Below are 23,900 nucleotides of genomic sequence, written 5' to 3'. Positions count from 1 at the left end.
TGGGCTTCCAGTTAGCTAGTCACGCTGTTACTGAGGGGAGACTTCGGTCTTCGGCTTGCCGAAGTGCCATTCGTAGACCACGAACTTGAAGTCCTTCAGGTCGCCTTTCTCGTCGAACGACAGGTCGCCGGTCGGGGTGTGGAAGGTGCCCTTGTGGATTTCCTCGGCGACTTTCTCGGCGTCGTCGCTGGTGCCGGCGGCCTTGATGCCATCGGCGATCACCTGGACGGCGGAGTAGGCCGGGAACACGAACGGACCGCTCGGATCCTTGCCGTCACCCTTGATGGCGTCGACGATCGCCTTGTTCGCAGGATCCGCGTCGAAGGACTTGGGCAGAGTCACCAGCAGGCCTTCGGAGGCGCTCTGGGCGATCTGCGAGATGGAGTCGTTGCCCACGCCTTCCGGGCCCATGAACTTGGCGTTCAGGCCTTTTTCCTTCGACTGGCGCAGGATCAGGCCCAGCTCTGGGTGGTAGCCGCCGTAGTAGACGAAGTCGACGTTGTTCTGCTTGAGCTTCTGGATGATCGAGGAGAAGTCCTTGTCACCGGCGTTCAGGCCTTCGAAGACGGCGACCTTGACGCCCTTGCCTTCGAGGGTCTGCTTGACCGCGGTGGCGATGCCTTCGCCGTACTGCTGCTTGTCGTGCAGGACCGCGACGACCTTCGGCTTGACGTGGTCGGCGATGTAGTTGCCGGCGGCCGGGCCCTGGGCGCTGTCCAGGCCGATGGTGCGGAACACCAGCTTGTAGCCACGGGCGGTGATTTCCGGGCTGGTGGCGGCTGGGGTGATCATGATCACGCCTTCGTCTTCGTAGATGTCGGACGCAGGCTGGGTGGAGCTGGAGCACAGGTGGCCGACCACGAACTTGACGCCATCGTTGACCACCTTGTTGGCGACCGCGACGGCCTGTTTCGGGTCGCACGCGTCGTCGTATTCCTTGGCCTCGAGCATCTTGCCGTCGACGCCGCCCTTGGCGTTGATGTCCTCGATGGCTTGTTTGGCGCCGATGAACTGCATGTCGCCGTACTGGGTGACCGGACCGGTCTTGGGACCGGCGATACCGATCTTGATGGTGTCGGCGGCAAACGAATGGCTGGCGACCCCGGCCAGGACCATTGCGGCGAACAGCTTGGAAATCTTGATCATAGTGCTCCACTCATTCTGTTGTAATTCTTATAGTCCTGGCGGCCAGGGCTACAGATCGGGCGGGAACGCCGGCATGGCCACGCCATGTCGCAAGCCCACCTTCCCCCGGAACGTGTCCCGGAACTGTACCGGTACAGTGTAGAGCGCTGTCCAAGCGCTTGAAAAGCGGGCGAAAAGCGTCTGTTTCCCAGGGTGTCGCCTGGTCGACACAAAGATACAGAAAAGCGCCATTACTTTGCCTGCATCCCTGGCCCCACCCCACAAGTTCGGGGCCAATCGACCAAATTACATATTTGAAACCGGGTTTTTCTGCAAAAATGCCGGCCTTTTCATTGGCCGTTTTTCTGCTGGTAGGAACCCATGACTGATCAAGCAAGCACCCTCTATGCCAAATTGCTCGGCGAGACGGCAATCATCGAGTGGAAGGCACTGGAGCGTTTCTGGGCCAAGGGTGACCTGATTTGGGTCGACCCGAGCTTGGACCTGATCGCCGTTGCCGAGGCGATGGCCGAGAATCGCAGCGAGATCTTCGCCAAGTGGCGTAACGATGGCACTGTCGCCCCGGTCACTGCGCAGCAGGCGCTAGACCTGCAGAACCGCGATCCGCAGCTCTGGGCGGTGGTGGTTTCGCCATTCGTGGTGATGCAAGAGAAGAAAGCGCAGTGAGGCTGCGCTTTTTTGGTGCGTGAAAACGCACAGGTCTTCCGTGCTGGTGCGTATCGACGTTCAGGTGGGGTGGATGTTGGTAACAGTCGGGTGAGTGATTCGGCTGCGCGGTAACAGTTTACGGTATGCGTAATGGGGGCCGCTTCGCGCCCATCGCCGGCAAGCCGGCTCCCACAGGGTTGAGTCGATTGCAAATGATGTGATTTGCAGGGTATTGCGCTGCTTTTGGGATCAGCACAATACCTGTGGGAGCCGGCTTGCCGGCGATGGGCGCGAAGCGGCCCCGTGCCGTCAGTAGTCGACCCGCCCGGTATGGTTGTTCAGCGAGATCACCCGCGTCTTGCCGATCCGGTGGCGGAAGATCTCGCGCAGGTACTTCACCGCCTTCTTCACGCAGTCGCGCGACAGGCGGATGTCGTTGATCGAGACGAAGCGGCTCTTGTCATTGATCAGTTCGCGGTACTTCTTCTCGTACATCGGCTTGATCGCATACCAGTTGGTGTCGAGGATCTTCGCCGGGTTCTCGAACTCGTTGAGCAACTCGTCGATGCGTGCCTCGTCGAACTGCTCGCTGGTGATGAACTCGAGGATGGCGTTGTCCAGGGTGTCGTCGAAGCGATACGGGTTGCGGGCGAAGCAGCGCTTGATGAAGGCCACGATCAAGGTCAGGAAGTCGTCCGACAGGCACGGGCTCTTGGCGATCAGGGTGGTCAGCGAGAGGTTGGCCGAGGCGCCGATCACCAGGGCGTAGCGCTTGAGGGTGGTGTTGGGGAACAGGCTGTTGAGGTGCGTCTTGAGCCGGTTCAGGTCCATGTACGACAGCTTGTAGTCCTTGGGCAGCGAAACGATCGACACCACCGACGAGCAGTTCTTGAAAAAGTGCAGGTCATGCAGCGCCGCCGCGTCGTAGCCCGAAGCCTGGTACTGCTCCAGGGCCGCGCGGTAGCGGCGTGACTCGATCGGCAGCAGGCTGATGCCTTCGATGGCCTGGGTCTGCTTGTTGAAGTGCGGCAGGTCGATGGAGCGCAGGAACAGGTCGTCGATGTCCAGTCGCGGGTTTTCCTTCTCGAACACCTTGAACTTGTCCGAACCGGGCACAGGCTGCTCCGGCACCACCGATTCGGCATAGGCGATGGCCACCGGGCCGGCCAGGCTCATGAACAGGTCGTTGGCATCCAGGCGAATGGTCTCGCCGATATCGATGCCGGCACGGCGGAAGTAGTTCTGGTCGTAGTCGGTGGTCACCGCCTGGGCCGTGAGGATGTTGAAGATCTGCTGGGAGATGTACTGGTTGGCGTGCTTCTCCATGGCGTTGACGTCGATGTTCTGGATCGTGCCGTCGTCGTTCTCCTCGGCGTAGCGCATGATGTCGTTGGAAATCAGCATCATCGCGTTCCACGGGCGGATGCGGCCCATGACGCTGGCTTCGCTGCTGTCTTCGTTGTCGAAGTTGTACGAGAAGTCCCACTCTTCCGAGAGGTACTTGCACAGCAAGCGCCCGGCGTTGATGTGCAGGGCTTCGGACATCTCGCTGCGATGGTCGGAAACGTTCGGCAGTACGCAGATGCCGCTGGTGAAGATCGGCTCGAAGACGAACGAATGCCCGCTCTTGCCGTCATTCTCGTCGGCCGGCTTGGTGTCGAAGGTTTTGTTCATGTACGAGTACTGCTGGGCCAGGCCGAACTCCGAGGCCATGCCCGAGCCAGTGCCGCCACCGGCGCTGAAGATGTAGAAATACAGACGCGACTGGTTGGCCTTGATACCGCAGGAGTCGATCAGGTACGAGTGGATCAGCTTCCAGTCGCTGCTGGAGAAGCGCTGGGTGTCCTTGTTGAGGATGATCTTGGCCAGGTACTGGCCGAGGATCGGCGCATTGCCGGCACCGCCGGCGTGGACCTCGGACAGGTCCATGATCTTCATCTTGCTGTAGTCGCGCAGGAAGCCCCCGCGCTCGCCCTTGCGCGAGAAGCGGATGCGCCCGGCGATGTCCTTGTCCAGGTCGCCCAGCATCACCAGCGGCTCGACCAGGAATACCGGCTTCGCCACCTTGTTCTGCACCAGGCGCAGGTTCTGGCGGATCCAGCGTGCCGGGCTGTAGCCGGCCTCGCCCTTGTTGCGCTCCTCGTTGTTGAACTCGTTGAGGAAGAAGGTGCGGGCGTTGTAGACCAGTTCTGCCACGTCCAGGGCGATGTTCGAGCCGCAGCGGCCCAGGCCGATCAGGCACACCGAGGGGAACTGCTGTTCGAGGCGTAGCTGGCTTTCGTCCTCGACGTGCAGGTTCTGCGGGAACACCAGGTCGCGCAGGCCGTCGAGGTTGTCGAGGATGCGCTGGATGTCCTGCTCGGTGTAGTAGAGGTATTGTTGCGTCGGCAGCAGGCGCGTGGGCTGCAGGTCCCGCGGGGACAGCGCGGCCGGCGAGGAAGAGGGGATCGACGACTCGGGCAGCGCATTGGCAGAAGTGTTGGTAGAGGTCATAGTGCGCCATTCGCCTTGGGTGGTGGGCCGTCGACAGGTATGTCATCTAGCCATCATTGGGAAATTTCGCGACTGTATCAGTGCGCCTTTCACGTAGGCGATAGGGGTTTGCCTTATATCCCGTGAGTTGTCTTGTCGCCTTCGCAGTGCATCGCCCGATTGCCCTGCTTCTTTAATCATCTGCCTGGAGTTGCTCATGAGTACTGCATTGCCTTCGCTGGGATTCGCCGGAATCGGCCTGATGGGCCTGCCGATGTGCCGGCGCCTGCTGGCCGCGGGCTACCCGCTGACGGTCTGGAACCGTAGCCCGCAGAAGTGCGCCGAACTGGTTGCCGCCGGCGCGCGCCTGGCCGCCAGCCCCGCCGAGCTGTGCCGTGACACGGACATGGTGCTGCTGTGCCTGGCCGATACGGCGGTGGTGCGCGAGGTGGTGTTCGGCGAGCAGGGCGTGGCCCAGGGCGGGCGCAGTGGCCAGTTGCTGGTGGACTTCTCCAGCCTGGAGCCGACCGCCACCCGCGAGATGGCCGCCGAGCTGGCGGCACTGTGCGGCATGGCCTGGCTGGATGCGCCGGTATCCGGTGGCACCCCCGGCGCCGAGGCCGGCACCCTGGCGATCATGGTCGGCGGCGAGGCCGAGGACCTGGCGCGGGCGCGCCCGGTGCTGCTGACCCTGGGCCAGCGGGTGACCCACATGGGGGGCATCGGTGCGGGCCAAGTGACCAAGGCCTGCAACCAGATGATCGTGGCCTGCAATGCCCTGGTGATCGCCGAGGTGGTGGCCCTGGCCGAGCAGTCCGGGGTCGATGCGCGGCTGATCGCCGAGGCCCTGGCAGGCGGTTTCGCCGACTCCAAGCCGTTGCAGATCCTCGCGCCACAGATGGCCGAGAGCCGTTTCGAGCCGATCAAGTGGCACGTGCGCACATTGCTCAAGGACCTGGATACTGCAGTGAAGTTCTCGCGCGAGCAGGGCTCGGCAACGCCGCTCAGTGGCCTCGCCGCGCAATTGATGCGCTTGCACGGTAGCCAGGGCTATCTGCAAAAAGATCCAGCGACCCTGGTAGAACTGTATCGCAACAAGGGCTGAAGTCGCTGTCCTGGCGGTCGAGCCGTTCGAGGATCGGGCGTAGCTCGGCCAGTGGCACCGGGCGGCTGAGCAGGTAGCCCTGGAGGAAGTCGCAGCCGTGGGCGGCGAGGAACTCGTGCTGCTCCACGGTCTCGACGCCTTCGCAGACCACCTGCAGGTGCAGGGTATGGGCCATGATGATGATCGCCTGGACGATCTCGCGGTCCTTCTGGCTACCCGGCACGTCCTGGATGAACGAGCGGTCGATCTTCAGCACGTCCAGGGGCAGGCGCTTGAGGTAGGCCAGCGATGAATAGCCGGTACCGAAGTCGTCGATCGACAGGGCCACGCCCTGGGCGCGGATGCGCTTGAGCAGGCTGACGGTGCGCTGGATATCGCCCATCAGGGCATTCTCGGTGACTTCCAGTTCCAGTTGGCGAGGTGTCAGGCCGGCCTGGAACAGCGCCATCTCCACCTCGCTGGCCAACTCCTCGCGCCCCAGGGTCACTGCCGAGCAATTGACCGTGACCTTGAGCGCGCCATAGCCGTGGCGGTTGAGCCGGGCCAGGTCTTCGCAGGCGCGGCGCAGCACCCATAGATCAAGGTCGACGATCAGGCCGTTGGTCTCGGCGATACCGATGAAACGGTCGGGGGCGAGCAGCCCATGTTGCGGATGCTGCCAGCGCACCAGGGCTTCGAGCTTGGCCACCTGGCCGTTGTGCAGGTCGAAGATCGGCTGGTAGTGCACGCACAGGCCGCATTCTTCGAGCAGGGCCAGGCGCAGCTCTTCCTCCAGTTGCAGCTCCAGGGTGGCGCGGGTCTTCAGGCCGTTGTCGAAGAAGTTCAGGCTGTTGCGCCCGCAGCCCTTGGACTGGTACAGCGCCAGGTCGGCGTTCTTGAGCAGTTCTTCGGCGGTGCGGCCGTCATCGGGGAAGATGCTGATGCCGATGCTGGTGGTCATGACCATGCGCCGCCCGCCCAGGTCGATTGGCTCTTTCATCCGTTGCATGATGCGCTGGGCCAGGTGGCGTGCTTCCTCGCGGCTGTTGAGGCTGGTGACGATGCAGAATTCGTCGCCACCGAAACGCGCCACCAGGTCCTGGTTGCGGGTGGCGGCCTTGATGTGGTCGGCGATCACCTTGAGCAACTCGTCGCCGGCGGCATGGCCGAGGCTGTCGTTGATCCGCTTGAAGTGATCGATGTCGAGGAACATGACGGCCAGCATGCCGTCGTTGGCACTGTGTTCCACCAGACGTTCGGCGAATACCTGGTTGAAGCCTCGGCGGTTGACCAGGTTGGTCAGGGCATCGTAGTGGGCGGCCTGCTGCAGCGAGACTCGGGCCTGGTCGAGCTGGCTGAGCAGCACGTTGACCCGGCGCAGGTCGCGTTCCTTGCTTTGCAGCTTCTTGTCCGACAGCGCCGCGCTGATGCTGCCGCCACAGATCAGCAAGGTGATCGAGGCGAGGGTCAGCCCCAGTTGCAGGCTGTTGTCCACCGAGGGCAGGCGCAGGGCGGTGTCGGCCGGGATCACCAGGGTCATCGCGGCCATGCCGGTGAAATGGGTGGCCACGATGCCGGCGGCCATCAGCAGGCTGGCGCCGTACTTCAGCACCAGGTGCAGGGTGCCGGCGCCATTGCTGAAGTAGCGGGCCATCAACAGGGCCAGCAGGCTGGTGGCGATGGCGATGCCCAGGGACGCCACTACCAGGCCGGCCTGGTAATACTGCTGGGCACTGGCCTGCAGCGCGGCCATGCCGACATAGTGCATCAGGGTGATGCCCAGCCCGATGAACAGCGCGGCCTGCAGGTAGTGGCGCGGGCGCATCGCGCTGCGGTCGAGGGTGTTCATCGCCAGCCAGGCGGCGAGCAGGGCGATCAGCAGCGACAGCCCGGTCAAGGGCACGTCGTAGTGGATCTCCAGGGGCGCCTGGAACGCCAGCATGCTGATGAAGTGCATGGCCCAGATACCGCCGGCCAGGCAGCAGGCGCCGAGCATGCGCCATTGCCGGCGCGCGGCGTCGTCTTCGCTGTGGCATTGGCGTTCGGCCATGTCGAGGGTGGCGAAGCATGCCGCGCAGGCCACCGCATAGGCGAGCACGACCATGAAAGGTTCATGACGGCAGTCGAGAACGATCTGTCCGCTGGTCGGCAGCTCGGCGAACAATTGCAGTCCCAGCCATTCCATTGCTTGCCTCTTCGTCGAGTTCTCGCGCGTCTCCAGGAAGTCCTCACGGAGACCGTTGAGCAGCAGTATAGGAACGGGTGATTAAGCCTTCCTGATTGATGGCACTTTGATTTCAATCATTTGGATATTGGCTTGATAGCGGGGAGATCTAAGGGCGGTGGGAAATTCCATGAGGCCGCTTCGTGCCCATCGCCAGCTTGCCAGCGATGGGCACGAAGCGGCCCCAGCATGTTGCATGTACTAAGGCATCAGCCCGCGACCAGCACGCGGATCGCCTCCAGGCGCAGGGCGGCCTTCTCCAGCATGGCCAGGCCATCCTCGCGCTGCTTGCGCAAGGCGTCGATCTCGCTGTCGCGCACGCTTGGGTTGACCGCCTTGAGCGCCGTCAGGCGGGCCAGCTCTTCGTCGGCCTCGGCGGCGAGGCGTCGCTGGGCTTCGGCCACCCGCTCCTCGTGCGTGGGCATGACCTTGGCTTCGCCACCGGCAATGCGCTTGGCCAGTACGTCACGCTGGGCTTGGACGAACTTGTTGGCGCTGGCCTTGGGCACGCTCTCCAACTGGTCGTTGAGGGTCTCGAAGGCCACGCGAGGCGCCAGGTCGTTGCCGTTGGCGTCGAGCAGGCAGCGCAAGGCCGCCGATGGCAGGTAGCGGCCCAGTTGCAGGTGGCGCGGGGCAACCACTTCGCTGACGTAGAGCAGCTCGAGCAGCACGGTGCCGGGCTTGAGCGCCTTGTTCTTGATCAGCGCCACGGCGGTGTTGCCCATGGAGCCGGACAGCACCAGGTCCATGCCGCCCTGGACCATCGGGTGTTCCCAGGTCAGGAATTGCATGTCCTCGCGGGACAGGGCCTGGCCACGGTCGTAGGTGATGGTCACGCCTTCCTCGTCGCCCAGCGGGAAGCTGGCGTCGAGCATCTTCTCGCTCGGCTTGAGGATCAGGGCGTTTTCCGAATGGTCCTCGCTGTCGATGCCGAAGGCGTCGAACAGGGTTTCCATATAGATCGGCAGGGCGAACTGGTCATCCTGCTCGAGGATCGCCTCGACCAGGGCCTGGCCTTCGCCGGCACCGCCCGAGTTGAGCTCCAGCAGGCGGTCGCGGCCGCTGTGCAGCTCGGCTTCCAGGCGCTCGCGCTCGGCGCGCGCCTCGGCCACCAGCTTGTCCCAGGCGCTGCCGTCGCCGGCTTCGAGCATCGGCAGCAGGCGCGGGCCGAAACGGTGCTGCAGGGCATTGCCGGTCGGGCAGGTGGCGAGGAAGGCGTTCAGGCCCAGATGGTACCACTGGAACAGGCGCTCCTGGGGGCTGTCCTGCAGGTAGGGCACGTGCAGTTCGATGGTGTGTTTCTGACCGATCCGGTCGAGGCGGCCGATCCGCTGTTCGAGCAGGTCCGGGTGGGCCGGCAGGTCGAACATCACCAGGTGATGGGCGAACTGGAAGTTGCGCCCCTCGCTGCCGATTTCCGAACAGATCAGTACTTGGGCGCCGAACTCCTCGTCGGCGAAGTAGGCCGCGGCACGGTCGCGCTCGAGGATGCTCATGCCTTCATGGAACACCGTGGCCGGGATGCCGGAGCGCACGCGCAGGGCGTCCTCCAGGTCCATGGCGGTCTCGGCGTGGGCGCAGATCACCAGGACCTTGGTGCGCTTGAGCATCTTCAGGGTATCGATCAGCCAGTCGACCCGTGGGTCGAAGCGCCACCAGCGCTCGTCGTCGTTGGTTTCGCCCTGGGCCTGGAAGGCCACCTCCGGGTACAGCTCGGCGTGCTCGCCGTTGGGCAGGTCGCGGTACTGCTCCGGGTTGGCCAGCGGGTAGGGGTGCAACTGGCGTTCCGGGAAGCCCTGGATCGCCGCGCGGGTGTTGCGAAACAGCACCCGCCCGGTGCCGTGGCGGTCGAGCAGTTCGCGGATCAGGCGTGCGTTGGCCTGGCTGTCGCCAGCGCTGACCGCGGCCAGCAGGGTTTCGCCTTCGGCACCGAGGAAGCCTTCGATGGTGGCGTGGGCCTTGGGCGACAGGCGGCCCTCATCGAGCAGTTCCTGTACCGCTTCGGCCACCGGGCGATAGTGCTCGCTCTCGGCGCGGAACGCGGCCAGGTCGTGGAATCGGTTGGGGTCGAGCAGGCGCAGGCGGGCGAAGTGGCTGTCCTGGCCCAGTTGCTCGGGGGTGGCGGTCAGCAGCAGCACGCCAGGGATGACCTGGGCCAGTTGCTCGACCAGGGTGTACTCGGGGCTGGCCTGCTCCTCGTGCCAGACCAGGTGGTGGGCCTCGTCGACCACCAGCAGGTCCCAGCCCGCGGCGAACAGGGCATCCTGGGCCTTTTCGTCGTCGACCAGCCACTCCAGGGCCACCAGCGCCAACTGGGCATCTTCGAACGGGTTGCTGGCGTCGCTCTCGATGAAGCGCTCGGCATCGAACAGTGCCACCTGCAGGTTGAAGCGCCGGCGCATTTCCACCAGCCATTGATGCTGGAGGTTCTCCGGGACCAGGATGAGCACGCGGCTGGCGCGTCCGCAGAGCAACTGGCGATGGATCACCAGGCCTGCCTCGATGGTCTTGCCCAGGCCCACTTCGTCGGCCAGCAGCACGCGCGGGGCGATACGGTCGGCCACCTCGCGGGCGATGTGCAATTGGTGGGCGATGGGCTGGGCGCGGCAACCGCCCAGGCCCCACAGCGACGACAGCATCTGCTTGCTGGTGTGCTGCAGGGTGTTGTAGCGCAGGGAAAACCACGGCAGCGGGTCGATCTGGCCGGCGAACAGACGGTCGCTGGCCAGGCGGAACTGGATGAAGTTGGACAGCTGGGTTTCCGGCAGGACACGCGGCTGGTTCTGGTTGTCGAGGCCGTGGTAGACCAGCAGGCCATCGGCGTCCTCGACCTCGCGCACGGTCAGTTTCCAGCCGTCGAAGTGGGTGATCTGGTCACCGGGCGAAAAGCGTACGCGGGTCAGCGGCGCATTGCGCAGGGAATATTGGCGGGTGTCGCCAGTGGCCGGGTAGAGCACGGTCAGCAGGCGGCCATCCTGCGCCAGGATGGTCCCCAGGCCGAGCTCGGCTTCGCTGTCGCTGATCCAGCGTTGCCCCGGTTGATACTGCTGCGCCATACTGCCTGAACTCCCGCGATGAAAAAGCCGGCTATGTTAACGGATAGGCCCGGTAGACCAAAGAGTCTAGCTGCTTCATCGACGAATACCGTCTTGCCGAGGAGGGTTGCGCGCCGACATGCCTGCCAAGCACCGCTGGTTGAATGCCTCCCTGGCCATGGGCGGCCTGCTGTCGCTGGCCGCCTGCGAGCAGCAGGGTTTCCAGACCCTGCCGCCGATTCCGGTCGAGCAACTGGAAGTGCTGGGCGTGCGCACGCCGATCAAGAGCGTGCACTTTCGCGACCGCGATGGCGAGGGTCTGCTGGTGCTCAGCCGCAGCGATGGCCAGGCCACCGACGCGCAGGCCGAGCAGGAGGTCGACCAGGTGGTGCTCAAGGCCACCTTGTATGGCCGCGCCGATGGCGATCTGTTCACGCCGCGTTGGCAGAGCGAGCAGGAAACCACCTGCCCGGGCCTGGACCTGGATGTGGACTTCTATACCGATGTCAGTGACGTCAGCGACCTCGACAAGGACGGTGTCGCCGAGGTGACCGTGGCCAGCCATGCCTTCTGCGGCGGTGGCATCGATCCCCACGACATCGCCATCGAGATGCGCCAGGGCCAGGCGGTCTATACCATCACCGGGCAGTCGCTGGTCACTCCGTCGGGCGAGGAGCCCATCGGCGGCGAGCGCCACGACAGCGCTTCGTTGAAGAATGCCTCGCCCGTGTTGCGCGAGCACATGGATGCGGTCTGGCTGCAGGTCTACAAGCGGCCGTGGAGCGAAGGCGGGCCGCCGACCGACGACGAACTGGACGATGCTGCCGGCTGAGATCGTTCTGGCGGCCTCGGCGCTGTTGTGACGCCCCGCACAATCCTGTGCGTGAAGGTTCAAGGTGGCTGATGGCCGGCCGATACAAGGGTCACAGGAGACGATTGCATGCTGCCGCCGATCATTCCAATCAGCGCCGCCCCGGTGACCTCGCAACAGGACCCGGTCAAGCCGACCCCGGACATTGCGCCGGTGGTCCCGGCGCAGCCTGCCTCCAGCGATGGCACCATCGACCTGCGGCACCAGCGCGATCCCCAGGAGCAAGCCTTGCTGCTGCGCGAAGAGCAACGCCGTCAGCAGCAGCGCCGCCGGCATGCGCAGGACGAGCGCTACGACGCCGTGCCTGGCGATGAACTCAATGCCGACAACACCGTGCCGGTGGCGCCGCTGGGCGATCGCCCGCGCCAGGGCCTGCTGGTCGACATCGAAGTCTGACTGGCCAGGGACGCCGCCTGCGGTCATCATGCAAGTCTCTGCTGTCAGTCGAGCCTGCCCATGAGCCAAGACAACCTGATCGACTTCGGCGCCGAGCGCGCCAAACGCATCCATGACCTCAACGAGAAGCGCCTGAACGAAGTGCGCCAGGCGTTCGAGCAGGCCATGCCGTTGGGCAAGGCGAAGAAGAAAAAGCCCAAGGGCAAGCCGAAGAAGCGCTGAAACTTGACGCAGGTCAAACCTGCGCCCGCCTTGCGTGCCTGGCCCCGGGCACCATTGACTCCGGTCAATTTTCCCTCCCCCTGCATTCGTTACCTTGCACCCATCGGACAACGGCAGGCGCAAACGGGAGGCCGACATGTTCTTCGACAATGTGGTTATCGCAGGTGTGGTAACGGTCGGGTTGATGTTCGCGTTCTTTGCCGGTCTGGGCATTTTCATCTGGAAGGACTCGAACAAGCGCAAGCCGCGCTGATCCTCCTGGATTCACGAGCACGCAAGGCATTTGGGGCGACTTCGGTCGCCCATTTTTTTGCCTGGAATTTCTTGTCGACCCATTGGGCTGCTCCGAGGGTAGTTCAGCTACCTTTTGGGGGGCTTTGTGGCCCCGCTAGAGACAGGTGCAACCTCTTCGACTAAAAAGATGATTAGCTAGCTAATTACACCCTTTCCGCTTTATCCTCCCCGCCGTTGTCTATCTTTCTATTCACCATCCCCTCGCAAGGTCCGATTCGTGCCCATCACCCTCAAGGCCCTGTTCGCCCCCAGCGACCTCGCCATCAAGTTCGCCATCAAGACCTTGCTCGGTGGCGGCCTGGCGTTGTGGCTGGCCATGCGTTGGGGCCTGGAGCAGCCTTCGTGGGCCTTGATGACGGCATTCATCGTCGCCCAGCCGCTGTCCGGGATGGTGGTGCAGAAGGGCTTGGCGCGCCTGGCCGGCACCCTGGTGGGGACCTTCATGTCGGTGCTGTTCATTGGCCTGTTCGCCCAGGCGCCCTGGCTCTTCCTGCTCACCCTGGCCCTATGGCTGGCGCTGTGCACCGCCGCTTCCACCCAACTGCGCAGCGCCTGGGCCTATGCCTTCGTGCTGGCCGGCTACACCGTGGCGATCATCGCCTTGCCGGCGATCGACCATCCTTTGCAAGTATTCGACCAGGCGGTGGCGCGCTGCACCGAGATCTGCCTGGGTATCGTCTGCGCCACCGCCACCAGCGCCTTGCTCTGGCCCATGCGGGTGGAGCAACAGCTCGGCGGTCAGGCGCGCCAGGCCTGGCAGAACGGCCTGCAAGCCTCCAGCGCCATGCTCGGTGGCGAGGACGAGGCGCGCAAGGGGCTGCTGGAGATCCTCGGACGGATCGTCGCCATCGATGCCCAGCGCGAGCATGCCTGGTTCGAAGGCAATCGCGGCCGGCAACGGGCCAGGGCCATCCGTGGGCTCAGCCAGAAGCTGATGGTGCTGCTGCGCATTTCGCGCTCGGTGCGTCGGCAGTGGCGTCAGCTCGACGAAGACCAGGCACAGCGGATGGCTCCCTGGCTGGATGAAGCCCGCGAGCAATTGGCCAAGCCCGATCGACCGAGCCTGTTGCTGCTGCGCCAGCGTGTCTGGGACGCGGCCCACGACGAACGGATCAGCTCCGCCGAACACTATTGCCTGGCGCGCCTGACCTTGCTCTTGGACTTTGCCATGGCCGCCACCCAGGCGTTGCAGGACGTGGAGGCGGGCAGGGCGCCGACGGATGTGGCCCAGGGGCTTGCCGCCCACCGCGACGTGCCGCTGGCATTGCTGTTCGGCACACGCAGCGCCGTGGCGTTTCTGGTGATGGCCTGTTTCTGGCTGGCCACCGCCTGGCCTTCGGCACCGGGTGGGTTGGTGCTGACCTGCGTGGTCTGCAGCCTGTTCGCCAGCCGCGAGAACGGCGCGCAGATCGGCTTGAGCTTCCTGCGCGGGATCCTCCTGGCGGTACCCGTGGCCTTCTTCGTCGGGCAGATCCTCCTGCCGCAATGGAGCAGCTTCGCCATGCTCTGCCTGGGCATGGGGGTTCCGCTGTTCTTCGGTGCCCTGGGCATGGCCCATCCGCGCATCGGCGCGACCGCCACGTCCTATTGCTTGCATTTCATCGTCCTGGTGGCGCCGCTCAATGCCATGCACTTCGACGTGGCGACCATGCTCAACAGTGCCCAGGCCATGCTGATCGGGGTGGGCGCCGCTGTCTTGGCGTTCCGCCTGCTGGTGCTGCGCCACCCGGCCTGGCTTGGCTGGCGCCTGCGGGCGGCGACCCAGGGCGACCTGGTGCGCCTGACCCGGCGTGACCTGCGTGGCGCCGACAGCTGGTTCGGCGGGCGCATGGCCGACCGCCTGATGCAGCTGGCGCGACATGCCAGCGAGTTGCCGGAAGCCGAGCGCAAGCGCTGGGACGATGGCCTGCACGGCCTGGACATCGGCGATGAGCTGGTGCACCTGCGCATGTGCCTGGCCGTGGCCCAGGCGCCACTGGGCGATGCCGAGCGCCAGTACCTGCAGCAATTGGCGGCGGTGCTGGCCAGCGGGCCGGCGCCAGGGCGCGGCGAGCGCCTGGACGCGGCCAGTGAACAGTTCATCGAGGCCTTGCGCCGACTGCCCCCGAGCGACCCGTTGCGCCTGGCCGAAGGGGCGGTACTGCAGTTGCGCAGGAGCTGGGGCAAATGGTGCCGCTGGCAGGAGGACGTCCATGGGGTTGCGTGAATGGGCGCTGGGGGGCGTGCTGCTCAGCCCGTTCCTGGTCTATGTGTTGATGGCGCTGGTCTTGACCGGCCTGTTGCGCCTGGTGGTGCAGGCCACGCCGTTGGGGCGCTGGATCTGGCACGAAGCGTTGTTCGATGCGGCGTTGTTCGTTTGTGTCCTGTCCCTGGTGGTGCATCTGCTGGGGCCTTTGTAAGGAGTCGATCCATGCGTACAGCGGTACGTATCTTGGTTACCTTGTGTGTGGTGGTGGTCGCGGTGTTCGCCGGCTATCGCCTGTGGCAGTACTACATGCTCACCCCCTGGACCCGCGATGCGCGGGTGCGCGCCGATGTGGTGGTGATCGCACCGGACGTTTCCGGCTGGGTGCGCCGGCTCGCGGTGCACGACAACCAGCAGGTCAAGGCGGGCGAGGTGCTCATGAGCATCGACCGCGAGCGCTTCCAGGCCGCGTTCGACCAGGCCAGCGCGGTGGCCGAGACCCGCGCCCAGCAGTTGCGCCTGCGTGAGCGCGAGGCGGCGCGGCGTACCGCGTTGGGGCCGGGGGCGATCAGCGCCGAACTGCGGGAGAACGCCCAGATCAACGCCGCGATCGCCCGGGGCGAGCTGCACGAGGCCGAGGCGCAGTTGCAGGTGGCCAAGATCAACCTGGCCCGCAGCGAAGTACGCGCGCCGCGTAGCGGGCACATCACCAACCTGCGCCTGGCCGAGGGTAACTATGTCACCACCGGGCAGCCGGTGATGGCGCTGGTGGACGACTCGACCTTCTATATCCAGGCCTACTTCGAGGAGACCAAGCTGCCGCGCATTCGCGAGGGTGACCCGGTCAAGGTCTGGCTGATGGGCGCGGGCGAATCGATCCAGGGGCATGTGGAAAGCATCAGCCGCGGCATCACCGACCGTAACAGCAACCCCGACAGCCAGTTGTTGCCCGAGGTCGAGCCGACCTTCAACTGGGTACGCCTGGCGCAGCGCATACCGGTGCGGATACGCCTGGACCGGATACCCGAGGGCGTGAGCCTCAGTGCCGGGATGACGGCGAGCGTGCAGGTGCAAGAGGACCAGGCCGAGCGTTGAGCCTCATGGATACGGCAGGCGACGGCGCCAATATTGCCGACGATGGGGCGCGAAGCGATCCCAAATGCAACTGAAGCCTGGCTGTTCAGGGCTGCTGCGCCGTAGCCGCCAGCACGATCTCTCGAATGCATACCTGCTGTGGCTGCTGGTAAGCCCAGACGATGGCCCCGGCCACATCCTCCGCCGCCAGCACCACGCCTCCCATGTCATTGGCCTTCCAGGCCTCGTAGTCGCGCTTGATGCCCTCGTCGGTGGTATGCCCGAGCAACTCGGTCTCCACCGCACCCGGCGCAATGGTCACCACCCGCACGTTATGCGGTGCCAGCTCCTCGCGCAGGTTCTCCGACAACCCATGCACGGCGAACTTGCTGCCCACGTAGGCCACGTGGTTGGGGAAGGTCTTGCGCCCAGCCACGGAGCTGACATTGATCAGCGTGCCGCGGCGCCGCTCGACCATGCCGCCGAGCAGGGCACGCACGCCGTTGAGCAGCCCTTTGACGTTGATGTCGAACATGCGCTCCCACTGCTGCGGATCCTGTTCGTGCATCTGCCCCAGCAGCATCACCCCGGCATTGTTCACCAGCGCATCGGCCGGCCCATACAGCGCTTCGGCTTCCTGCACGGCGGCGGCCAGTGTCGCACGGTCGCGGATGTCCACGGCGCGGCACAGGCAATCGGGCAGGCCCAGCGCTTCGAGACGCTCCAGCCGTCGAGCGACCAGCAGCAGCGGGTGGCCGGCGGCGGAGAACAGGCGAGCGGTAGCGGCGCCGATACCGGAGCTGGCGCCCGTGACGATGATCAGCGGTTTGTTCATGACTGCCTCCCAGGCATAATCGTTTTCGATGGCCGGGATTCTAGATAACCCTTTCGGCCCTGAAAAACGGCTTATTTCTCTGGCTAGCATCGGTTCTGTCTATGGATATCCGTCACCTCAAAGCGTTCATCGCTGTGTTCGAAGAACGCAACATCACCGTCGCCGCGCAGCGCTTGTGCGTGGCCCAGCCGACCTTGTCGGTGACCATTCGCCAGTTGGAGGACGACCTGGGCGTCGAACTGTTCCTGCGTCAGGCCCGTGGGGTCGAGGTCAGCGAACAGGCGCGCCAGCTGTATCCGCAGGCGTGCCGCATGGTCGCTGAAGCCGAGGCGCTGCGCCTGCGTTTCCGCCAGGGGCAGGAGCGGGTGTCGTTGGCATTGGGCATCGAGGCGGATATCGCGCCGGCACAGGTCGAAGCCTGCGTGCGCCTGGCCAGCCAGGCCGTCGGTGGCTTGCAGTTGACCTTGCTGGAGGGCTGCGATGGTGATGCGCGGCTGGCCGACGAGGCGCTGCGTTGCGAGGATGAGCTGTTCCTGCCGCTGTGGGAGGAAGCTTTCGTCCTGACGATGGCTACCGGCAGCCAGCCCGACGGGCGCTGGATCACCTGCCCGCACCACCCCTCGCACCAACGGCTGATGAGCCTGTATGGCGAGGGCGAGCAGGTGGGCCAGGCCGCTTCGTTGCAGCAGGCCCTGGCCATGGTCGCTGCCGGCTTGGGCGCGGCCTGGTTGCCGCAATCGCTGGTCGAACGCCACCCGGGCATCTACTGGCAGCCAAGCCCGGGGCTGGCGCTGCGCCGTCGGGTCGGCCTGTGCCTGACCAGCCAGGCCCTGGTACTGCCGGCGCTGGCCAGCCTGCAGCAGTTCCTGAGTGGCCCGGCCAGCCTTTAAAGGAACATGCCGCCGGAAACCTCCAGGCGCTGGCCGGTGATCCAGCCATTGCCTTCTTCCAGCAACAGGGCTATGGCGGCGCCGATGTCGTCGGGCAGGCCGACACGCCCCAGCGCGGTATTGCTGGCGATGAAAGCATTGACCTGCTGGTTGTCGCGTACGACGCCGCCACCGAAATCGGTCTCGATGGCGCCTGGTGCCAGGATGTTCACGCGAATGCCGTGCGCGCCCAGTTCCTTGGCCTGGTAGCGGGTCAGTACCTCCATCGCCCCCTTCATGGCGGCGTAGGCGGCATAGCCGGGCAGGGCGAAACGGGTCAGGCCGCTGGAGATGTTGACGATGCGGCCACCGTCGGCCAGCAGCGGCAACAGGCGCTGGGTCAGGAAGAACGGCCCTTTGAGCTGGATGTTCAGCAACTGGTCGAACTGGGCCTCGCTGGTTTCGGCGAAGGGCACGTTCACGCCGATGCCGGCATTGTTCACCAGGAAGTCGAAATCGGGGCGGTCGAACCGCTGCTGGAGGGTTTCGCCCAGGCGTTCGGCGAAGGCGACGAAGCTGCCGCTGTCGCTGACATCCAGCTGCAGCATGGCGGCCTTCACCCCGGCCTGTTCCAGGCGCTCGGCTACGGCGCGGGCCTCGTCGGCCTTGCTGTGGTAGGTGCCGATGATGTCGATGCCGCGTGCGGCCAGGTGCTCGGCGGCGTTCCTGCCCAGGCCGCGGCTGGCGCCGGTGATCAGAGCGAGCTTGCGGGTCATGTCGGTTACCTCGTTGATGGTGGTGACGATGGCAACAGGTTATTGATCGAGGCAGGGCTGTTAAATCCTGTGAATCCGGAAATACTGTTCGTATTCATCGGACAATAGGGGCCATGCATGAACAAGCTGGAACTCTTGCGAACCTTCGTCAGGGTCAGTGAACTGGCCAGTTTCACCCAGGCTGGCGAACACCTGGGGTTGCCACGCTCGACGGTGTCGGAGCAGGTCAGGGCGCTGGAGAACCTGTTGGGCACGCGCTTGTTCAACCGCACCACTCGCCGGGTGCAGGCGACCCAGGATGGCGTGTTGTTGTACGAGCGCAGCAAGGACCTGCTCTCGGGCATGGACGAGATCGAGCACCTGTTCCGGGGCGACGATGCCGCGCTGGCCGGATGCCTGCGCATCGACCTGCCGACCATGATGGCCCGTCGGGTCATCGTCCCGGCATTACCGGAGTTCCTCGCGCGCTACCCACACCTGGAGGTGGAGATCAGTTGCACCGACCGCCAGGTCGACCTGTTGCGCGAAGGTTTCGACTGCGTGCTACGCATCGGCGCCCTGAGTGACCTGGATGTGGTGGCGCGGCCTGTGGGCCGCTTGAGCATGCGCAACTGCCTCAGCCCTGCCTACCTGGCCCGCCACGGCGAGCCCCGCAGCCTCGAAGACCTGGCAGGGCACCGGCTGGTCCACTACGTGCGCAACCTGGGCTCACGCAGCCCGGGGTTCGAGTACGAGCACAATGGCGAACTGCGCTTCCAGGCCATGGGCGGCGTGGTCACGGTCAACAACACCGAAGCCTATTCCGCCGCCTGCCTGGCTGGCCTTGGCCTGATCCAGGTGCCGGCGGTCGGGGTGGCCGAACACCTGCGCAGCGGCGCGCTGGTGTCGGTGCTCGAGGCCTGGCAGGCCCAGGCGATGCCGGTTTCCCTGTTGTATGCCCGGCAGCGCCATGTGCCGCGCCGGGTCCAGGTGTTCATGGACTGGCTGGCGGCGCTGCTGGCGTCTCAGGTCGATCCACCGGCAGGCGGAAGCTGAACAGGGTCCCGGCCTGTGCGCTGGAGGCCACGTCCATGTACCCGCCATGGGCCAGGGCGATCTGGTTGGCGATGTACAGGCCCAGGCCCAGGCCTTGTTGGGGGGCGTCGGACAATGGCCGGGAAAAAGGCTGGAACAGCTGGGCCAGTGTCTGCGCGGGGATGGGTTCGCCGAGGTTGTGGACGCTGAGCACGAAGGTGCCATCGCGGATGGCCGCGCTGACCGTGACTGGCCCGTCGGGGGCGCCGTGGGTGAGCGCGTTGGCGATCAGGTTGGAAAGCAACTGGGCCACCCGTTCGCGGTCGCAGCGCAGGCCGCCGATGTCGGCGATGTCCAGCAGGATGCGTCGCTGCGGATGCACCTGTTGCAGCTCCGAGGCGACATGGCCAAGGGCTTCGCGCAGGTCTGGGCAGGGCTGCTGGTTGAGGGGGATGCCGGCACCGAGACGGCCTCGGGCGAAGTCCAGCACATCGCGCACCAACTGTGAGGCACGACGGCCACTGGTGAGGATATGACGGGCGATGGCGCGACTCTTGTCGTCCTGCAGGCGCTGGGCCAGCAGTTCTGCGCCGGCGGTGATGGCGAACAAGGGGTTGCGCAGGTCGTGGCCGAGCACGGCGATGAACTGTTCGCGTACCTCCGCCATGGCGCGTTCCTTCTGCAGGGCGCGCTCGGTGCGCTGGGCGTTTTCCTCGCTTTCGATCTGGATCGACAGCAGGCGGGCGAACGACTCCATCATCGGCTGGATGGCGCTGCCCTTGAGCTGCGCAGGCTCGGGGTCGAGGGCGCAGAGGGTGCCGAAGAAGCGGCCGTCGGCACGTAGCACCGGCACCGAGATATAGCTCTCGAAGCGGTAGATGCGCGGCGTGTGGTGACGGCAGTACTGCTCGTCCTCGCTGGCCTTGTCGATCACGATGGTCTGCTGGCTGCTGCGGATCTCGTGGCACAGGGTGCTGGCCACATCGAGCTCGTCACCGGCCTTGAGGCCGAAGCCCAGGTTGTCGAGCACGGCGCAGGCGGTCCAGCTGTCCTCGGTGACCCGCGCCACGGCAGCAAAGCGCATGCCGGTGGTCTCGCAGATCACCTGGAGGATGGCCGGTACGACATTGATGCGGCCAATGGTGGCGATGTCGGCGCTGACGGCGTTGGTCATGACAATCCAGTGTCAGGGTGGGAAACGGGGGCTGGAGCCTTACAGTCTAGCGGTACAGGCGACGTCGGATGAAAAACCTTGGCGAACGGTCCGGGACTTGCGCTAGGCTGGCACCTGCGCGTTGCCCACCAGAGGCGACCGCTCGTGCCTGGCGTGCGTCACTTCCAAACATCTTGCGAGGTACGTCATGGCCATTACATCACAGGACATCTGCAACGCCGCCGATCGACTCAAGGGTTTCGTCGGCTTCCATGGCAAGCGCGGCACCCACATCGTGCGCTTCTCCGAGGATTCGTTCGGCCTGGACGTCGCCGGCGACAGCATCATCCCCTGCAGCGAATTCGTCTGGCGGCCAGAGGCGGGCCGGCGCATGGTCCTGTGCCGTGAGCGCCTGGCACTGCTGCTGGCGCAGCATGTGGACGATCGCCTGAACATCGGCGAGCCCCTGCGGATCTACCTGCGGCGCACCGACCTGGCGGAAATCGTTGCCGAGCGCAGCGTCTCTCCTGCGTAGTTGTCAGGGGCGGCTGCGCAGCCGCCCTGCATCACCCTCGCGCAGCAGCGCCTCGAAGCTCGCCTGGTCCAGCGGCCGGCTCAGGTAGTAGCCCTGGACTTCATGGCAGCCTTTGTCGGCCAGCATCCTGAGCTGCTGCTCGGTTTCCACCCCTTCGGCGGTCACCGTCAGGCCCATGGCTTTGCCCAGGTCGATGATCGCCTGGACCACGGCCTGGTCGTTGCTGTTCGGGTTGGTCAGGCCGGCGATGAAACGCTTGTCGATCTTGATGCTGTCGAACGGATAGCTGCGCAGGCAACCCAGCGAGGAGTAGCCTGTGCCGAAGTCATCCATGTTCAGGTGAACACCCAGCTCCTTCAGGGCGAGCAGGGTGCCGAGGGCACCTTCGATGTCGGCGAGCATGACGTTCTCGGTGATCTCTAGTTCCAGGCGCTGGGCGGGGAAATCGGTCTCCAGGAGAATCTCGCGTACCTCGGCGACCACGTCGCTGCGGGAGCATTGCGCCGGCGACAGGTTCACCGAGACCAGCAACTCTGCTTGCCAGTGGCGGGCGGTGCGGCAGGCCTGGCGCAATACCCAGCGGCCGAGGGCGACGATGAGGTCGCTCTGCTCGGCCAGGGGAATGAAGGTATCGGGGCCGAGCAGGCCCTGCTGGGGATGCTGCCAGCGCAGCAGCGCTTCGACCGAGACGATCCGCAGGTCCTGCAGGCGGTAGCGGGGCTGGTAATGGAGCACGAACGCCTCCTGCTCGAGGGCCTGGCGCAGGTCGTTCTCCAGTTGCCGGCGGTACTGGATCTGCTGGTTCATCTGCGCGCAGAAGTAACGCCAGGTGTTCTTGCCGTCGGCCTTGGCCTGGTACAGGGCGATATCGGCGCAGCGTACCAGCTCGCCGGCATCGCAGACCTGGGGGCCGGTCTGGGCGATGCCGAGGCTGGCGCCGACATGCAGTCGCTGCCCGTTGACGACGATAGGCTGGCGCAACAGGGCGATCAGGTGTGTGCAGAGGCGATCGATCTCGTTGCGGTCGTCCATGGCCTCGACGACCAGGGCGAACTCGTCGCCGCCCAGGCGCGCCACCAGGTCGTCTTCGCGGGTGGCCTCGCGCAGGCGCGACGCCACTTCCTGCAGTACCGCATCGCCGATGGCATGGCCGAGGGCGTCGTTGATCGGCTTGAAATTGTCCAGGTCCAGCAGCAGCAAGGTCAGCGGCGGTGCATCGCTGCCACGTTGCAGGGCCTGTTCCAGATGGCGCGTGAGCTTGTTGCGGTTGGCCAGGCCGGTCAGCGCATCGTGCAGCGACAGGTGCTGGATGTGCGCGTGGGCGGCGACTTCATGGGTGATGTCGCTGGCGGTTCCGCGAAAGCCGGCGAGCTTGCCGTCGACCAGGATCGGCCGTGCGGACATGCGGCAGTAGCGGTGCTGCCCGTTGGGGTCGTGGTAGGCGCAGCGTAGGTTGGCCATCTGCTGTGGGTCGGCTTCGGCCTGGGCGTCGAGCCAGGAGGCCAGGGGCGTGGTATCGCAGGCCAGCAGTTGGTTCAGCGGTTGCCCCAGCCAGTCTTCGAGCCGATAGCCCGTGACGCTGGCGAAGCGCTGCGACAGGTAGGTCAGGCGCTGGTGGCGATCGGTTTCCCAGATCCAGTCGGAGGTGGCCTCGGCAACGGCACGAAAGCGCTGCTCGCTGGCCTCCAGCGCCTGGTTGCTGTGTCGCAGGCGCTGCAGGCTCTGGTCGATGGCGCGGGAACTGCGCAGGGCATGGCGGAACAGGTAGAGCATCACCAGGCCGAGCACCAGCAGGGCGCCCAGCAGCGGCGGCAGGACCGCCCAGAGCAGTTGCCGGCCTGGCAGCGGGGTGGTCCAGGTCAGGTGGTAGCCGGTGTCGCCCAGGACGATGCGTGGCGTGGCCCGGTGCGTGGTCGTGTTCTTTTCCAGGCGCATGTCGGCCAGCCCCGCGCCTTCGCCCAGGTGGGCCAGCTTGGCCTCGGTCAACTGGTCGACGAACAGCATCACCGGCGCCTTGCCGACATCGATCTTCAGGACCTCCATGTCCGGGCGCACGGCAGCGGCGCTGAGCACCGCGGGCCAGCCATCGAACAGCACGAAGTGAGTGACCTGTTCGCGGTCGACGGCTACCTGGCGGGCCTGGGCGATGATCGGTGCCAGCGGGGCATCGATGAAGGTCTCGGCGGGGAGGTCGGTTGGCTCGCCTCTTAACAGGGCGTAGCGGGTATGCCGGTCGTCGACCACGAAGACACCTTCGAACCCGCTGGCGCTGTACAGCGATTCGCCGACATTCTTCTCGTCATAGGCCCAATGCCAGTCGACCTCGTTGGCCAGGTGCTGGTAGGCGGCATCCCAGACGGCATAGCTGGAGAGAAACTGGCGCGAGGCGAGCAGGCGCTGTTCCAGCGCCTGGGTGGCGTGAAAGGTGCTGCGTTGGCGTTCCTGTCGGTCGAGGGTAGCGGCGATGTTGAACAGGGCGCCCAAGGTGACCAGCGCGGCAAGGGCGAACAGTAGGGAAAAGCCGCCGATCAGACGGCGGACCTGCAGGCGCGGAGCGGGGAGGTCGACGATCCTGTCCATGCGCGGGCGACTCCTTCTTGAACAGCGCCCCCTTGCCAGGCAAGCACCGGGGAGGGTTCAGTCAGGATAGGCCAGCCTGGGCGGGGAAGCCGCGCCCAGGGCGAAATTCAACTGTTCATAGGAATAGAGGAGCGTTTCGTGCGGTTGCCTCGGGCATGCGAAACTTTTTTCGACGGGAGTGTTGACTCTGAATTCAAAGCGCGTATTATTCGCCTCCCGCAGCGATGCACTTGCTGCGAGTCAGGTGGCAGTTGAAGTTGAACGCTTTCGATAAGAAAGCAGCTTCGAAAAAAACTTCAAAACAAACGCTTGACAGACTCTGAGGAAAGCGTAGAATGCGCGGCCTCGGTTGAGACGAAGCGCTCTTGACCAAACGCTCTTTAACAATCGAATCAAGCAATTCGTGTGGGTGCTTGTGAGTACGGACTGATAGTCGCCAAGATTATCAGCATCACAAGTGGCCATATGAGAAATCACATAGTCATTT

20 protein-coding genes are annotated in these 23,900 nt (G+C 65.0%); 12 read left to right on the top strand and 8 right to left on the bottom strand.

Annotated features, from left to right (window positions below):
- Positions 1-27: 27 nt before the first annotated feature.
- Complete coding sequence (locus tag WCE05_RS20415) at positions 28-1,146, bottom strand: branched-chain amino acid ABC transporter substrate-binding protein (protein ID WP_368816456.1); 1,119 nt, start codon at positions 1,144-1,146, stop codon at positions 28-30.
- Positions 1,147-1,506: 360 nt separating this feature from the next.
- Between WCE05_RS20415 and WCE05_RS20410 the strand changes: the two genes are divergently transcribed.
- The gene (locus WCE05_RS20410; RefSeq protein WP_368816455.1) at positions 1,507-1,812 is read left to right on the top strand and encodes a DUF2288 domain-containing protein; all 306 of its coding nucleotides are present in this window, start codon (positions 1,507-1,509) and stop codon (positions 1,810-1,812) included.
- A 291-nt stretch (positions 1,813-2,103) separates the two neighbouring features.
- On the opposite strand, the gene WCE05_RS20405 is transcribed toward WCE05_RS20410, so the two are convergent.
- Positions 2,104-4,287 (bottom strand): hypothetical protein, encoded by a 2,184-nt coding sequence (locus WCE05_RS20405; RefSeq protein WP_225788168.1) that lies wholly within the window; start codon positions 4,285-4,287, stop codon positions 2,104-2,106.
- Between the two features lie 196 nt (positions 4,288-4,483).
- Between WCE05_RS20405 and WCE05_RS20400 the strand changes: the two genes are divergently transcribed.
- Positions 4,484-5,371, top strand: a complete 888-nt coding sequence (locus WCE05_RS20400; RefSeq protein WP_225788169.1) for an NAD(P)-dependent oxidoreductase — start codon at positions 4,484-4,486, stop codon at positions 5,369-5,371.
- Here WCE05_RS20400 and WCE05_RS20395 read toward each other — a convergent pair.
- Together WCE05_RS20395 and rapA are read right to left on the bottom strand one after the other, a co-directional pair.
- Positions 5,271-7,535: a bifunctional diguanylate cyclase/phosphodiesterase gene (locus WCE05_RS20395; RefSeq protein ID WP_253091444.1), complete on the bottom strand. Its 2,265-nt coding sequence runs from the start codon at positions 7,533-7,535 to the stop codon at positions 5,271-5,273. The genes WCE05_RS20400 and WCE05_RS20395 overlap by 101 nt on opposite strands.
- Before the next feature lie 248 nt (positions 7,536-7,783).
- Positions 7,784-10,630: an RNA polymerase-associated protein RapA gene (gene rapA / locus WCE05_RS20390; RefSeq protein WP_368816454.1), complete on the bottom strand. Its 2,847-nt coding sequence runs from the start codon at positions 10,628-10,630 to the stop codon at positions 7,784-7,786.
- A 118-nt stretch (positions 10,631-10,748) separates the two neighbouring features.
- Here rapA and WCE05_RS20385 point away from each other — a divergent pair, with 118 nt between their 5' ends.
- The 7 genes from WCE05_RS20385 to WCE05_RS20355 all read left to right on the top strand — a co-directional run bounded on the left by WCE05_RS20385 (position 10,749) and on the right by WCE05_RS20355 (position 15,672).
- Positions 10,749-11,441 carry a M949_RS01915 family surface polysaccharide biosynthesis protein gene (locus WCE05_RS20385; RefSeq protein ID WP_253081645.1) on the top strand — a complete coding sequence of 231 codons (693 nt, stop codon included), beginning with the start codon at positions 10,749-10,751 and terminating at the stop codon, positions 11,439-11,441.
- A 108-nt stretch (positions 11,442-11,549) separates the two neighbouring features.
- On the top strand, positions 11,550-11,876 hold the full coding sequence (locus WCE05_RS20380) for an aspartate-semialdehyde dehydrogenase (RefSeq protein WP_253081646.1): 327 nt from the start codon (positions 11,550-11,552) through the stop codon (positions 11,874-11,876).
- A gap of 60 nt (positions 11,877-11,936) precedes the next feature.
- Positions 11,937-12,098 carry a hypothetical protein gene (locus WCE05_RS20375; protein WP_225788174.1) on the top strand — a complete coding sequence of 54 codons (162 nt, stop codon included), beginning with the start codon at positions 11,937-11,939 and terminating at the stop codon, positions 12,096-12,098.
- Between the two features lie 136 nt (positions 12,099-12,234).
- On the top strand, positions 12,235-12,351 hold the full coding sequence (ccoM, locus tag WCE05_RS20370) for a cytochrome c oxidase subunit CcoM (RefSeq protein ID WP_008097462.1): 117 nt from the start codon (positions 12,235-12,237) through the stop codon (positions 12,349-12,351).
- A gap of 258 nt (positions 12,352-12,609) precedes the next feature.
- A complete protein-coding gene (locus tag WCE05_RS20365) occupies positions 12,610-14,598 on the top strand; it encodes an FUSC family protein (RefSeq protein WP_368816453.1) in 1,989 nt (662 codons plus the stop codon).
- Entirely contained in the window at positions 14,585-14,791 is a 207-nt protein-coding gene (locus WCE05_RS20360; RefSeq protein WP_225788176.1) for a DUF1656 domain-containing protein, read from the top strand. Before WCE05_RS20365 ends, WCE05_RS20360 begins: the two co-directional genes overlap by 14 nt.
- Positions 14,792-14,802: 11 nt before the next feature.
- Positions 14,803-15,672 carry an HlyD family secretion protein gene (locus tag WCE05_RS20355; RefSeq protein WP_253081648.1) on the top strand — a complete coding sequence of 290 codons (870 nt, stop codon included), beginning with the start codon at positions 14,803-14,805 and terminating at the stop codon, positions 15,670-15,672.
- Between the two features lie 85 nt (positions 15,673-15,757).
- Here WCE05_RS20355 and WCE05_RS20350 read toward each other — a convergent pair whose 3' ends face one another.
- Positions 15,758-16,486, bottom strand: coding sequence for an SDR family oxidoreductase (locus tag WCE05_RS20350; RefSeq protein WP_368816452.1), 729 nt, complete (start codon positions 16,484-16,486; stop codon positions 15,758-15,760).
- A gap of 101 nt (positions 16,487-16,587) precedes the next feature.
- Between WCE05_RS20350 and WCE05_RS20345 the strand changes: the two genes are divergently transcribed.
- Positions 16,588-17,376 (top strand): LysR family transcriptional regulator, encoded by a 789-nt coding sequence (locus WCE05_RS20345; protein WP_225788179.1) that lies wholly within the window; start codon positions 16,588-16,590, stop codon positions 17,374-17,376.
- Here the strand turns inward: WCE05_RS20345 and WCE05_RS20340 are convergent.
- Complete coding sequence (locus WCE05_RS20340; RefSeq protein WP_225788180.1) at positions 17,373-18,131, bottom strand: SDR family NAD(P)-dependent oxidoreductase; 759 nt, start codon at positions 18,129-18,131, stop codon at positions 17,373-17,375. The two genes, WCE05_RS20345 and WCE05_RS20340, sit on opposite strands and share 4 nt — an antisense overlap.
- 117 nt (positions 18,132-18,248) lie before the next feature.
- On the opposite strand from WCE05_RS20340, the gene WCE05_RS20335 reads away from it, so the two are divergent.
- The gene (locus WCE05_RS20335) at positions 18,249-19,166 is read left to right on the top strand and encodes a LysR family transcriptional regulator (RefSeq protein ID WP_225788181.1); all 918 of its coding nucleotides are present in this window, start codon (positions 18,249-18,251) and stop codon (positions 19,164-19,166) included.
- Here the strand turns inward: WCE05_RS20335 and WCE05_RS20330 are convergent.
- Positions 19,105-20,319 (bottom strand): ATP-binding protein, encoded by a 1,215-nt coding sequence (locus WCE05_RS20330; protein WP_368816451.1) that lies wholly within the window; start codon positions 20,317-20,319, stop codon positions 19,105-19,107. The two genes, WCE05_RS20335 and WCE05_RS20330, sit on opposite strands and share 62 nt — an antisense overlap.
- Positions 20,320-20,506: 187 nt before the next feature.
- Here WCE05_RS20330 and WCE05_RS20325 point away from each other — a divergent pair, with 187 nt between their 5' ends.
- Positions 20,507-20,833 (top strand): DUF2025 family protein, encoded by a 327-nt coding sequence (locus WCE05_RS20325; protein ID WP_253081651.1) that lies wholly within the window; start codon positions 20,507-20,509, stop codon positions 20,831-20,833.
- Positions 20,834-20,836: 3 nt separating this feature from the next.
- Here WCE05_RS20325 and WCE05_RS20320 read toward each other — a convergent pair whose 3' ends face one another.
- Entirely contained in the window at positions 20,837-23,413 is a 2,577-nt protein-coding gene (locus tag WCE05_RS20320; RefSeq protein WP_368816450.1) for an EAL domain-containing protein, read from the bottom strand.
- Positions 23,414-23,900: the final 487 nt, after the last annotated feature.

It is taken from the genome of Pseudomonas sp. I2, assembly GCF_040984075.1.
Classification (GTDB): domain Bacteria; phylum Pseudomonadota; class Gammaproteobacteria; order Pseudomonadales; family Pseudomonadaceae; genus Aquipseudomonas; species Aquipseudomonas guariconensis_B.
Note: the sequence above shows the minus strand (reverse complement) of the source record. Positions and strands in the feature narration are given on the sequence as shown.